Genomic DNA, 12,981 nt, shown 5'->3' on the forward strand with positions numbered 1-12,981 from the left:
ACAGATGCACACCGACTGGGACAAGCTGCGCCCGATCCTGCTCGAGGCCGTCGGCACCACCATTTACCTGGTATTACTGACCTTCGTGGTGGGCGGCATCATCGGCCTGTTCCTCGGCACGGCCCTTTACACCACCCGGAAGGGCGGTCTGCTCTCCCACGGTCCGCTCAACTGGGTGCTCAACGTGGCCGTCAATATCGTGCGACCGATCCCCTTCATCATCCTGCTGGCCGCGCTCGGCCCGATCACGCTCGAGGTGGTGGGCACCACGATCGGCACCGAGGCGGCCGTCTTCGTCATGATCGTGGCCGCCTCGTTCGGGATCGCCCGGATCGTCGAACAGAACCTGGTCACCGTCGACCCAGGGGTGATCGAGGCGGCCCGGGCAATGGGGGCTGGGCCGCTGCGAATAATCCTGACACTGCTCATTCCGGAGGCGCTGGGCCCGTTGATCCTCGGATACACATTCGTGGTCATCTCCATCGTGGACATGTCGGCCATGGCGGGCACGGTCGGCGGCGGCGGACTCGGCGATTTCGCCCTGGTCTACGGGTATCAGCGATTCGACTGGGAGGTCACGCTGGTGGCCACCCTCCTCATCATCGCGGGGGTGCAGGGCATCCAGTTCCTCGGCAACTGGACGGCACGCAAGGTGCTGCGCAGGTAACTCCTGGGCCGTGCCGGGTCCGCGGCGCGGGCCGCCGGATCGGACGCGCGTTCGCGAGGATCGCGTCCGGCGCGGCAGTTCAGGCCGGCACGATGCGGACCGGCATCTCCACGATTCCGGCGAACTGATAGGAGCGCAGCCGCGGGGTCGGACCGGTGATCTCGATCCGCGCCGCCCGCTCGGCCAGCGTCTTGAACATGAGTTCGATCTCCAGCACGGCCAGATGTTTGCCGATGCAGAAGTGCGGTCCACCGCCGCCGAAACCGAGATGCGGGTTGGGATCGCGACCGATATCGAAGGATTCGGGATCGGTGAACACCGACTCGTCCCGGTTTGCGGAGGTCAGATGGGCCATGACCTTGTCGCCCGCCCGGATCACCTGGCCGCCCACCTCCGTATCGGTGACAGCGGTGCGGCGGAACACCTTGGTCGGCGATACCCAGCGCACGATCTCCTCGGCGGCGGTCCGCGCCAGCCCGGGGTCCGCTTTGAGGCGCGCCCACTGGTCAGGGAACTGCGCGAACGCCTCGACTCCGCCCGCGATCGAGTAACGGGTGGTCTCGTTACCGGCCACGGTCATCAGAATGAAGAACGCCTGGAATTCCTCGTCGGTGAGTTGATTGCCCTTGTCGTCCGGGCTCACCATCTTGGTCACCGTATCGTCCACCGGGCAGCGTCGGCGGTCCGCGCCGAGTTGCGCCGCGTACCCGGACATCTCGACCACCGCGTTGCGGGTCCGCTCGGCCCCGCCGTGCTCGTGGTCGGTCTGCCCGGCGATCGCCCGAGACCATTCGAAGATGTGCCGGCGGTCGGCCCGGGGGATCCCCATCAGCTCTGCGATCACCACGAGCGGAAGTTCGGCGGCGATAGTGCGGACCAGGTCGAACTCGCCCTTGTCGAGCGCATCGTCGACGATCTGCTCGCATTCCGCGGCGATCCGCGGCCGCAGCTTCTCCACCGCTCGCGGTGTGAAGCCGCGGTTGACCAGAGTGCGCACCCGGCTGTGCTTCGGCGGATCCTGGTGGATCATCATCCGACGCTGCACGTCGATGGCCACCTCGTCGAACTCCTGGGGCTGCGACCCTTTCTGCTCCGAGGAGAACAGCTCCGGATGCCGCGCCACATAGACGATGTCCGCGTGCCGGGTCAGCGCCCAATGCCCTTCCGGCACTTCGGGGTCCACATTGTGGAAAACGGGCGCCTGTTTCCGCAGTACGGTGAAATCGTCATAGGGCGCCCCGTCGAGATAGCGTTCCTGATCGAAGACATCGATACTTTCGAGGGTGGTCAACGCAGTGACTCCTTCATCGTCGGCCGATTCCGCTGGCTGCGCACTCGGCGCGCTCGAACCCGTTGCGGGGGCGCATCTTCCAGCAGGGCCGAGATTACGGATGCGGAAAGACGCGGGGCACCCCTAAGCGCGACCCCGCGTCCCCTAGGGGTGCGGCGCGACGGCCGTTGGGTAGGGGTTCCCGGCGACCTTCTTCCCCGGTCGGTGCGCATTGCCACAGCTGCTCCGTGCCCCCTAATGACAACTTGAGTTGTCACAATTTCCGCCATGGCCCATCGCTCCGGAGCGGGCCGTTTGCCGACAACTCAAGTTGTCATTTCTACGAGGCTTCATCCTGAGCGTTCGGCCAGCGTTTACGGGCGGCCTGCCGACTCATCCCCAGCACCCGGCCGATGTCGCCATAGCTGGCGCCGGCGGCCAAGGCCGTCCGGGCGTATTCGTCGACTTGCGCGGCGGCGGCCGCACGCGCGTTCTCGGCTTCGGCCAGCGCCTCGAGCGCACCGTCCGCCGCGGCGAGCCCGGGCGGCAGACCTGCCATGACCAGCGGGCGCAGACACGGACCCAGTAGCTCGACCAGACGCTCCGCGGGCGCGTCCGCCACACCGGGAATGTGCACCATATAGCGCGCGACCAGTACGCCCAGGACCAGCGTGCCGATCAGCGCCGACCGCCGATCGGCGTCCGGGCCGGCCAGCACCCGAGTCCACGGGCTGGTCTCCGGGTTCACGATCGCGCACCGCACTGCGTGGGCCGCTTCCGGGTGGGTCAGCATCGACCGCAGCACCGGCATCGTCCGATCCTCCTTGCGGTCCACATCGGCCAGGGCGTGCCGCAAGAGCCGCTCACCGAGCTGCTCGGGCGGCCCTTCCAGCGCATCGTCCAGCGTGATCGCGATACCCGACACCGCGTCGAAAAGTGCGCTTTTGGCACCGAAGTGCTGCATCACGAGGGCCGGATCGACACCGGCCCGCTGGGCGATCGCCCTGATCGTCGTCTCGAGGTAGCCGCGATCGGCGAAGAGCGCCCGCGCCGCGTCCAGGATCTGCTGCCTGGTCTGCTCGCGCCGCTGCGCCCGGCTCGCGGTCGCATTCGGCGGCGCGGCGGTGTCCATTCGGCTCGACGTCATCGCATCCTCACTCAACACCTGTAGACGAAATCATAGGATCTGCCTATGCTGTAGTCAGTCTACAGGCGTAGAGCAGCGCGCATCGGGGCGAGCGGCTCACGCTGTCCCCCACCAACTCTGCGAACGGACTGAAATGACCAGCCGAGAAAAGGTGCTCGCCGGCGAACCGCCCGCCGACAGCGGCGTGAGCACACCCACTGGCCGGCGCGCGGCCATCGTCCTGGGCGTCATCGTGACCTGTCAGCTCATGGTCTCGGTCGACAGCAACGTCGTCAATATCGCCCTGCCCGAGATCCAGTCCGGGCTGGGCATGTCCGCGGCCGCGCTGGCCTGGGTGTTCAGCGCATACTCCCTCGCCTACGGCGGTCTACTGCTGCTGGGCGGGCGCGCCAGCGATATTCTCGGGCGGCGCCGGATGTTCGTCTGGGGCCTGGCGCTCGTGGTCGTCGCCTCGATCCTCGGCGGGATCGCGCCGAACGAGGGCCTGCTGATCGCGGCACGCGCCCTCCAGGGTGTCGGTTTCGCCTTCGCCGGCCCGGCCGCACTGTCGATGATCGCCGCCACCTTCGACGAAGGACCCCAGCGGGCCCGCGCCCTGGGGGTCTTCTCCATGGTCACCGGTTTCGGTATTACGCTCGGCCTCATCGTCGGTGGGATTCTCACCAGCCTGAGCTGGCGTCTGGTGTTCTTCATCAACGTCCCGATCGGTCTGGTCACCATCGTGCTGGCGCTGCGCTTTCTCACCGAGACCGAGCGGCATCCGGCCGAATTCGATTTCCTCGGCGCGATCCTGTCGACGCTGGGCATGGTCGGCATCGTCTACGGCCTGACGCGGGCGTCCGCCGACGGCTGGACCGGTCCCGGCACGCTGGCCTCGTTCCTCGGCGGTGTGCTGCTGGTGGCACTCTTCGTCTACGTCGAACGCCGGGCCGAGCAGCCGATCATGCCGCTGCGGCTGCTGACCCAACGCACCCGCGCCGGCGCCTACCTCACGTTCGTGCTGTTGATGGCCACGATGGCCGGCACCTACATCCTGCTTTCGCTCTACATCCAGGACGCCCTCGGTTTCAGCCCGCTCCTGGCCGGTATCGCGTTCCTGCCGATGGCGATCGTCCAGTTCGCTTCGGCGAAATCGGCGCCCAAGCTCATCGCCCGGTTCGGTCGCAAACCGGTACTGATCGCCGGTGTGGTGCTGATGCTGCTGGAAGCGGTGTGGCTGTCCACGACCACGGCATCGAGCAATTACTTCACCGGCGTGCTGGGGCCGTTCATCCTGCTCGGCGCCGGGCTGGGCTTCGCGTTCGTCACGCTGAACCTGACCGTGCTGGGCGGCCTGGAGAAGCGCGATATGGGCGCAGCTTCGGGCCTGCTGCAAGCGGCCCAGCAGATCGGGCTGGCGCTGGGCGTGGCCGTCCTCACCACGATCGAGCACACCGCCCGGACCGGAAGTGGGCAGGCGGGGCACGAGGCGCTGGCCCGCGGATTGTCCACCGCGGTCATCGCTGCCGTCGTCTTCGCCGCCCTCGCGCTGCTGATCAGCCTGTTCGTGATACGGATCCCGAAGCAGCCGGCTGTCACGGCCTGAGTTCGCACCGGTCCCCTCCGGAACCACCGGGGGGACCGGTCATCATCTCGAGAGGAGGGGCTGACGATCGGTATCCACACCGGAACGCGCCGCCGCACCGCGGTTTCCGACCCCGGAACCGTTGAGATGGGCCGCGAGCTCTCCCCGGCCCTTGACCCGAAGCTTCCGATAGACGTGCGTCAGATGCTGCTCGACCGTGCTGACCGTGATGTACAACTCGGCCGCGATCTCCCTGTTGGTATGACCGCTCGCCGCCAGCAGCACCACCCGGCGCTCGGCCGCGCTCAACATCTCGTTATCGGTGTCGGCCGGGCTCGTGGCGGGCGTGATCGCGACCGGTTCGGGCAGCCTGCGACCGAAATCCAGCCGGCCCAGCAGCGGCGCCAGCGACCCGGCCTCGGCGAGCCGGACCGCGCGCTGGGCGGACTGCCGCGCCCGGCGGGGATCGCCGAGGCGCATATGGGTATCGCTCAGATCGGCTACCGCATAGGCCAGCTCCACCCGGTCCGCGCAGTTCTCCAGGGCATCGACGGCCCGCAGCAGGGTCTCCTTCCGGATCCGCGGATCGGTTTCGGTCGCCGCCAGCGTCCGCAGCGCGATACCGCGGGCGCGCGGCTGCTGGTCGGTCGTGCGCGACAACTGCTCGGCGGCCAGCTCGCCCGCCTGCCCCTCCCGCCCGAGTCGCAGCAGAACCCGCACGGCGTCGGCGCGCCAGGGCACGAATGTCGGCTGGTCGATACCCCATTCATCCATCAGCCGACCACAGGTGAGCAGGTCGTCCAACGCCGCGGGCAGCCGATCGGCGGCCAGCAGCCGACGGCCTCTGGCATAGAGGTATTGGACGCCGTACCGGGTGTCGAAGACGGCATCGGGCATTTCGGTGAGGCATTCGTCGGCGGTCTGCCAGTCGCCGAGCGCGGTAGCCGCGATCAGGACCTTCGACATCACCGAACCGATGGCGACTCCCCAGGCTTCCCGGGGCAGCAGCCGCAACGCGGCCAGCCCGTCCCGCCGCGCGCCGTGCATATCGCCCTGCCGGATCGCGACCTCGGCGCGCAGCGCGGTGAACAGCGCCTGCCACGTGCGGGCCCCGCGCGTGATCGATTCGTCCAGCAGCGCGTTGCACCATTGCTCGGCCGCGGCGGCCCGATCGGCGTGCGCCAGCGCCAGCAACGCCGCCACTATCGAATTCAGCCGGGGCCCGTCGAGCGGAGTGGTCCGCAACAGCCATTCCGCGGTCGGCACGGTGTGCTCGGTGGGGCCGCTTTCCAGTACATCGGCGAGCAGCGCCGGGCCCCGCACCGGCCGGTTCGCGACGACCGCCACCTGCGCGCTGTGGCACAGCACCGTGGGCCATCCGCTACCTGCCAGCGCCGGGTGCGTGGACCGTATCCAGGTGTACACCGAGGACAGGTCGGCCGCCGCACGATCGTCCAGGCTGTCCGCCGTGTGTTCGAGCCGTTCGAGGATCACGGCGGCCTCCGACAACCGGCCCTGCCACAACAGCGGCCGCAGTAGGCCGATCATCTGGTCGACCGGTACCCGGCCCCCGCGTACCGCGTCGAGCACGGCCGCGACCTGGGCCTGCGCATTGTCGGGCTGAACCCGGAACTCGGTGTGGATGCGCAGAATCGCCACCGCTATCCGCTGTTCCAGACCGGCCGAGACGGTTTCGGCCAGGCGCAGACATTGCGCGGCGAAGCCGAGATCGTCACGGCGCAGCGCTTCCTGCGCTGAGGTCATGAGCACGTCCAGCGCCCACGGCGGGCGCGCACAGCCGGCCGCCACCAGGTGTATCCCGACCCGGCAGGCACGTTCGCCGTTGTCGCGCAGCAGCCCGGCGGCGCGGTTGTGCAGCTCTGCGCGCGCCGGGCCGGAAAGCGCGCTCAATACTGCGGTCCGGGTGGCCGGATGCCGGAATCGCCGGCCGTCGAGTATTCCGGCGGCACTCATCGCGGCGATCACCCCGGTGACCGTGTCCTCGTCCTCGCCGACCAGCTGCGGCAGCACAGAATAACAACCCGATTCGACCAGTGCCGCAAGACATTCCGCGGTACGGAGGAAGATGCGACCGCCCCGGTGCAGGCACGCCAACGCCGCTTTGGCGAATTCCTCCCCGGCGATCGGCTCGTCCAGCGGCTCGGCCGGGGACCGTCCGGTGATCTTGTTGTCCTCGATGAGCGCCTTCAGCAGAAAGGGACTGCCCCCGGTGATCCGGTGCCAGGGCCGGGCTCGCTCCTGGTCCACCGCGACCCCGAGATGTTCGGTGAGCAGTTCCCGGACACCGTCGGGAGTCAGCGGATCGGCTCGCAGCAGCCGGAAGCGTGGCTGGCGGAGCAATTCGGTGACCAGCACCGCACGCTGCTGGTCGGCCGACAGCGGGACGTCCATCTGCGTGACCACAATGAGCACGCGGGCGGCGCGGAGCCGGCCGCCGAAGTACAGCAGGGATTGCAACGACGCGAGATCCGCGTGTTGCAGGTCGTCCACGATGACTGCCACCGGCGCCGAGTCCGAAAGACGTTGCACCGTCGCCCACAATTCCTGATTGGCGTGGTTGTGCAGAAACGGCGCGCCGTCATCACTGCCGACCGGCCGCGTAACGCTGTCGGTGAGCAACCGCTGAATCCGGCGCTGATCGATCGGATCGGGCAGCCCCGCGAACAGTTGGCGAAGAATTCCGAATGGTTGATCGTATTCCCGTGGCGAACCGACGGCTTCGAGTACGGTGGCGCCTTCGGAATTGAGCCTTTCGATGAAAACCTTGAGCAGTTCGGTCTTCCCACCTGCGACCGGGCCGACGATCTGCGAGATTCCGCCCTTGCCTTCGCTGCACTGCTGATAGATTCTGTCAAGGGAAACAATCTGTGATCTGCGTTCCACAAACATATGACCCCCGACGTAGCGCTTGGGAATCCTCGAAATCGGTGGTCACAGAACCACACCGTTCTGCGAGACTCCGTGGGACGAGGTCTCGGACAGCTCTACGCGACAGGGCCGGAAAACGACACATCACTCTCGACGCGACATCGCGTCATATTTCCGGCTGAGCGCGCATAGAGCATATGGCCGAATCTGAATATTTCCGTGTCGTTGTCATGATAACCGGCCGACGAGCCCGTCGCAGGGCGCCGGCGCGGCCGCCGCCCGTCCGGACGGGCTGAACACAGTAGATTTCCGACATCGAATTAGATTCAGGCCGAGCAGATCTCGAGTGCGCGCAATTCGCCGACTATGCCGGACGCCGAACCGCACTCTCGTCGTCGAACACCTGCCGCGCCAGATCGTCGCGGAACTCGATGTACTCGTATTCGACACCGTCGGTGTGCCGGGCGAGGAAACCGCGACCCGCCGGTCCGTCGAACGGCGGCAGGGTGACTTCGGCACCGGCTCCCTCCACCGTCGCCAGCACCGCGGCGATATCGTCGACGATCACCGGGCCGACCGTGCCGCGGTACCGGTCGAGCGCCTCGTCCGCGCCCGCCACGACGCAGAAACCGCCGATCAGCCCGATCTCGAACCTGCCGAACCGGACGCGCAGATCCAGATCTCGCCCGGTCAGTTCCCGCAGTACCGGCAGCGTGGCGTCCAGGTCGTTGGTGAGTACACGAGCATAGGTCTTACGAATCATTGATCTCCCGATCTCGTTTCGGATTTCTCCGCCGCCGGTGCGGCGCTCAGCGCGCGCAGTATCTGCCGGGCGACACGGTCGTTCTCCCGGAAGCCGAGCGCGTTGGTCCGCGGGCGGCTGAACGCGCCCGCCACGCGCAGGCTGGTGTGCGGCCCCAGCGCGAATCGCCGCGGATGCACCACGCCGGCGGCGTCGAACAGTTGCCCGTCGATGCCGGAGGTGTGGATCCTGCCGGTTCGCTGCCCGGCCCCGTCCATGGCCAGCGATTCCTCGCCGAGCTGTCCGCGGGCGTGCAGTGCCCGCACGATGGGGTTCGTCGTCCGCGTGACATCCGGCGCGGGCAACCGGGCATCGATGAGCGTCGTCGCCGTGAACGTGCCGGGCGACTTCCGGCTGCCGCCGATGAACACCCCCCGCTGCTCATCGGGTTCGGACCACATGTCGGGTCCGACGAACGACACCACACCGGCGCGTTCCAAGGCCAGCAGTTCGTCCAGCCGCACCCGGGGCGGACCGCTGCCCATATAACTGAAGAAACCGAACCACCAGCCGTCCACGTCGACCGCCTGCGACTTCGCGTCCAGTTTGCCGGTGGCCACCGCACGGGGCAGCTGCCGGAACACCGAGAGCATCGCGCCGACCGCGCCGAGGTCGGCGCTGAACGCGTCGTCACCGCAGCGGGCCAGCACGTCCTCGATATGGTCACGGACACCGGCCGCCATCGCGTCGGCATCGGCGGCGATCGCACGGGCCAGTGGCCCGTCCAGGTCCATCGGATCGAAACGGTCGGCGGCGCGGGGAACGGCCTTGCGCACCAGTCTGCGCAGTTCGTCGCTGGCCCAGGCCAGGTCGGCGTAGTGCGCGCCGAAATCCGCGAACCGCATCTGCACCCGTTCCGGATGCGCGGTGAACAGCTCCGTGTAGTAGCCCCAGCCGAGTTCCTTGGCGATCAACGGCCACAGATCCGTCCAGAACCGGATCGGACCGGGCCGGGCGGCCAGGGCGTCGATCTCGGTGGGCCCGAAGAAGCGGGGCAGTTCCGCGGGCACGCCGAGCAAGCGGTAGTCGATCTTGGGCCGGTACGGAACCCCGCGCCGCGAACCCACATAGAGTTCCGGCTCGGCACCGGAGCGCACATAGGTCAGGCGCCCGTCCGGCGCCGTCTCGAACCGGCCCCCGCGGCCTTCGGTCAGCAGTGTCATCAGATCGATGAACGCGAGGCCGATCCCACGGACGAGCACCGGTTCGGCGGGTCGGATCGCCGACAGGTCGGCATCGGCGGTGTAGGTGGGCGGTAGATATCGAAGACCGTGCCGTCGGGCGAATCGCGTCAGGGCCTGTCCGGCCTCGTCCGCGTGGGCGTCCAGGTGCCCGACGGTGAGCACCACGACGTCGACCCGCAACGGCTCCGGCCGGTCGCCCAGCCAGACCAGTTGCTCGCCGCCGGGGCCTTCGGTGAGATCGACCGCCTCAGCGGTGTGCACGCGCACATCGATCGATTCCGGACAGGTCGCGATGACCCGCTCATAACACCAGCGCAGGTAGGCGCTCTGCAGGCGACGGGTGTGGAAACTCGCCGGCGTGGCGCCGTTCAGTTCCGCGCGCAGGCCGGGGTCGATCTCGGCCGTCAGCGTGCCGTCGCGCACCTGCTCGGTCCATTCGGCCAGCGTCGGGCCCGGCCGCACCGGGCCTTCGCACAGCACGGTGTCGTCGGTGAACATCGTGACGTCACGTGCCTTCGAGTTCATCATCAGCAGCGGGGACTGGTCGTGCCGCCAGATCCGGCCGGGTCCGGGTGGATACGGGTCGACCAGATGGACGGTGAACCGCTGGCCGCCGAGCAGCTCGGGCGCGCTCGCGCAGAGGCGCTCGAGCACCCCGATTCCTTTCGGCCCGGCGCCGACGATGGCGACGGCGCGTGGGCGGGGTACTGAGTCGGCGGCGGCCGCCGGCGAGGGTGAGTACATGGCGACTCCGCGCAATCATCCCGGCAGCGAGACCACTCGCCCGTGATGCGCGGACGAGTCGGGGTCGTCGGCGCGCACGACGGTCGCGGCGAGCAGCTCGCTGGTGTACGGGTCTTCGGGCTGGGAGAACACTCGGCTCGCTTCGCCTTCCTCCACGATCCGGCCGTCCTTCATCACCAGGATCCGGTCGCTGAGATGGTGGATGACGCCCAGATCGTGGGAGATGAACAGCATGGCGACGCCGAGTTCGTGCTGCAGTGTGGTCAGCAGATCGAGGATCTGCGCCTGAATGGAGACATCCAGCGCGGAGACCGGTTCGTCGCAGATCAGCACCTCCGGTTCGGTGGCGAGCGCCCGGGCGATCCCCACCCGCTGCCGCTGCCCGCCGGAGAGTTCGCGCGGCCGGCGGCGCAGCACATTCTCCGCCAGACCGACCTGGTCGAGCAGTTCGAGCGTTCTCGCCCGGCGGCCGGGCCCGCGGGGTACTCCGGCGGACGCGATCGCCTCACCCAGGATTCGCTCCACGGTCGGGCGCGGATCGAACGAACCGAGGGCGTCCTGGTACACCGGCTGGATCCGGTGTCGCCGTGGCCGCCGGACGCGTTCGGGCACATCACTCCACGGCTGCCCGTCGAAACGGACGCTGCCCGAATCCGGCCGGGTCAGACCGAGCACGATCCGCCCGGTGGTGGTCTTGCCGGAACCCGACTCACCGACCACACCCAGCACCTCACCGGCCCGCAGTGTGAAGGACACGTCCCGGACCGCGTCGTGCCAGCCGCCGGCCGACCGGTACCGCTTGACGAGACCGTCGACCTCGAGGAGTGCCCGCCCGGGTCCCTTGTCCCGTGCCGGCGCCGGCGCCGGCGCCGGCGCGGCGGCGCGGATCACGGTGCCGGGATGCCAGCACCGGAAGTCGTGCGCGCCACCGATATCGGTCGGGGCGGGCATCTCGCGCACGCACAATGCGTCGGCCAGTGGGCAGCGTGCGGCGTAGGGGCAACCGTCCGGACCCGCGGGCGGGCGGGCCGGCGCGGCCACCGACAGCCGGCTGCCCCTGCTGTCCCCGGTGGGCACCGCGGCGAGCAACGCCCGGGTGTAGGGGTGGCGCGGATCGCGCAGGATCTGTTCGGCCGGACCGCGTTCGACGATCCGCCCGCCGTACATCACCGCGACCCGGTCCGCGAGCCGGGATACGACGGTCAGGTCGTGACTGATCAGCAGCATCGACATACCGCCCGCGCGCAGTTCGCGCAGCAGATCCAGCACCTGCGCCTGGACCGTGGCGTCCAGTGCGGTCGTCGGTTCGTCGGCGAGCAGCAACTCGGGGCCGGCGGCCACGGCCGAGGCGATGAGCGCCCGCTGGCGCAGCCCGCCGGACAGCTCGTGAGGATACTGCCGGGCGCGGCGCCGCGGCTCGGGGACGCCGACCTCGGCGAGCAGCGACAGCACCCGGCTGTCGATCTCGGACCGCCCGGCGGTGGTGTGGGTCCGCAGGGTCTCCGCGATCTCGGCGCCGGTGCGGCGCAGCGGATCCAGGGCGACCATGGCATCCTGCAGGACCAGCGCTATCCGGCGGCCGCGCAAGGCGCGCCACCGGGTTTCGTCGAGGTCGCGCAGATCCTCGCCGCCGAAACTGAGTTGTCCGGCGGTGACGGTCGCGCGGTCACCGGTCAAACCCATCAGGGTGCGCGCGGTGACGCTCTTTCCCGAGCCCGATTCACCGATGAGCGCCAGGCACTCCCCCGGCCCGACCTCGAACGACACATCGCGGACCGCCCGGATCCGGTCGGGTCCCGATCCGAAACTCACCTCGAGTCCGTCGACCACCAGATGTGCCTTGCTCATTCGGCACCCCGCCCCGTCACGTTGGTCCGCAGGCGGCGGCCGACGATGTTCACGGCGATCACGGTGCCGGTCACCGCTACACCGGGGAAGACACCGACCCACCACGCGGCGGCCAGGACATCCTTGCCCTCCGAGAGCATCGCGCCCCAATCGGCCGTGGGCGGTTGGGGTCCCAGGCCCAGGAAACTCAGCGCCGAGGCATACAGCAGGGAGGTGCCGAAGCCCACCGGCGCCATCACCAGCACGGGTCCCAGCGCATTCGGCACCACGTGCCGGTAGACCACCGTGCGCCGCGGCAGACCGAGGCCGATCGCGGATTCCACATACCCGGAGTTGCGGACCACGAGCGCTTCGGCGCGCACCAGCCGGGCGTAGAGCGGCACGAACGCGACCGCCACAGCCACCGCGACATTGACGGTGCCCTCTCCGAGCACCGCGATGACCAGCAGCGCCAACAGCAGCGCGGGGAGGGCGAGCAGTACGTCGGCGCCGCGCATCAGCAGCTGATCGGCGATCCGGCCGCCGAGTGCGGCCAGCAGACCGACGAGTACCCCCGCGGCGACGGCGAGCGCGGTGGCCAGGACGCCCAGCAGCAGCGCGGGCCGGGTGCCGTACACCACGCGGGTGAACACGTCACGGCCCAGTTGGTCGGTGCCGAACCAATGTCCGGGGCCCGGCGCCTCGAGCGCCTGCCTCATATCGGTCGCTGTCGGTGACGCGCCGGTGAACAGGTCCGGCAGGATCGCCATGGCGACGATCACCGCGAGGACGAGCGCGGCGACCAGTACGCCGGGCCATCGGAAGGATCGGCGGGGGGCCGTGAGATCGGGTACCGGTTCGGGCACCCTGATATCGGTGGCGATCAC

General features: G+C 68.9%; 9 protein-coding genes. 2 read left to right on the top strand and 7 right to left on the bottom strand.

The features are described 5' to 3' along the window. Positions 1 to 4 precede the first annotated feature (4 nt). Complete coding sequence (locus tag OG804_RS08715; protein ID WP_328395712.1) at positions 5 to 667, top strand: methionine ABC transporter permease; 663 nt, start codon at positions 5 to 7, stop codon at positions 665 to 667. Positions 668 to 746: 79 nt separating this feature from the next. On the opposite strand, the gene OG804_RS08720 is transcribed toward OG804_RS08715, so the two are convergent. Continuing rightward, positions 747 to 1,958 carry a cytochrome P450 gene (locus tag OG804_RS08720; protein WP_328395713.1) on the bottom strand — a complete coding sequence of 404 codons (1,212 nt, stop codon included), beginning with the start codon at positions 1,956 to 1,958 and terminating at the stop codon, positions 747 to 749. A 319-nt stretch (positions 1,959 to 2,277) separates the two neighbouring features. Continuing rightward, positions 2,278 to 3,084, bottom strand: coding sequence for a TetR/AcrR family transcriptional regulator (locus OG804_RS08725; protein WP_328395715.1), 807 nt, complete (start codon positions 3,082 to 3,084; stop codon positions 2,278 to 2,280). Between the two features lie 133 nt (positions 3,085 to 3,217). On the opposite strand from OG804_RS08725, the gene OG804_RS08730 reads away from it, so the two are divergent. Further along, positions 3,218 to 4,669: an MFS transporter gene (locus OG804_RS08730; RefSeq protein ID WP_328395717.1), complete on the top strand. Its 1,452-nt coding sequence runs from the start codon at positions 3,218 to 3,220 to the stop codon at positions 4,667 to 4,669. 42 nt (positions 4,670 to 4,711) lie between these two features. On the opposite strand, the gene OG804_RS08735 is transcribed toward OG804_RS08730, so the two are convergent. From OG804_RS08735 to OG804_RS08755, 5 genes are all read right to left on the bottom strand, one after another. Then, positions 4,712 to 7,558, bottom strand: a complete 2,847-nt coding sequence (locus OG804_RS08735; RefSeq protein ID WP_328395718.1) for a helix-turn-helix transcriptional regulator — start codon at positions 7,556 to 7,558, stop codon at positions 4,712 to 4,714. Between the two features lie 343 nt (positions 7,559 to 7,901). After that, the gene (locus OG804_RS08740) at positions 7,902 to 8,300 is read right to left on the bottom strand and encodes a VOC family protein (RefSeq protein ID WP_328395720.1); all 399 of its coding nucleotides are present in this window, start codon (positions 8,298 to 8,300) and stop codon (positions 7,902 to 7,904) included. Continuing rightward, on the bottom strand, positions 8,297 to 10,267 hold the full coding sequence (locus tag OG804_RS08745) for an FAD/NAD(P)-binding protein (protein ID WP_328395722.1): 1,971 nt from the start codon (positions 10,265 to 10,267) through the stop codon (positions 8,297 to 8,299). Before OG804_RS08745 ends, OG804_RS08740 begins: the two co-directional genes overlap by 4 nt. A gap of 15 nt (positions 10,268 to 10,282) precedes the next feature. Further along, the gene (locus tag OG804_RS08750) at positions 10,283 to 12,115 is read right to left on the bottom strand and encodes an ABC transporter ATP-binding protein (RefSeq protein ID WP_328395724.1); all 1,833 of its coding nucleotides are present in this window, start codon (positions 12,113 to 12,115) and stop codon (positions 10,283 to 10,285) included. After that, on the bottom strand, positions 12,112 to 12,981 hold the full coding sequence (locus tag OG804_RS08755) for an ABC transporter permease (RefSeq protein WP_328395726.1): 870 nt from the start codon (positions 12,979 to 12,981) through the stop codon (positions 12,112 to 12,114). The genes OG804_RS08750 and OG804_RS08755 overlap by 4 nt, the downstream gene beginning before the upstream one ends.

It is taken from the genome of Nocardia sp. NBC_00416, from assembly GCF_036032445.1.
Classification (GTDB): domain Bacteria; phylum Actinomycetota; class Actinomycetes; order Mycobacteriales; family Mycobacteriaceae; genus Nocardia.

What these genes read in the sequence shown, in the direction of transcription:
- OG804_RS08730 (WP_328395717.1), top strand. Translation starts at nt 3,218, where the DNA reads ATGACCAGCCGAGAAAAGGTGCTCGCCGGCGAACCGCCCGCCGACAGC.
- OG804_RS08725 (WP_328395715.1), bottom strand. Translation starts at nt 3,084, where the DNA reads ATGACGTCGAGCCGAATGGACACCGCCGCGCCGCCGAATGCGACCGCG.
- OG804_RS08715 (WP_328395712.1), top strand. Translation starts at nt 5, where the DNA reads ATGCACACCGACTGGGACAAGCTGCGCCCGATCCTGCTCGAGGCCGTC.
- OG804_RS08740 (WP_328395720.1), bottom strand. Translation starts at nt 8,300, where the DNA reads ATGATTCGTAAGACCTATGCTCGTGTACTCACCAACGACCTGGACGCC.
- OG804_RS08745 (WP_328395722.1), bottom strand. Translation starts at nt 10,267, where the DNA reads ATGTACTCACCCTCGCCGGCGGCCGCCGCCGACTCAGTACCCCGCCCA.
- OG804_RS08750 (WP_328395724.1), bottom strand. Translation starts at nt 12,115, where the DNA reads ATGAGCAAGGCACATCTGGTGGTCGACGGACTCGAGGTGAGTTTCGGA.
- OG804_RS08735 (WP_328395718.1), bottom strand. Translation starts at nt 7,558, where the DNA reads ATGTTTGTGGAACGCAGATCACAGATTGTTTCCCTTGACAGAATCTAT.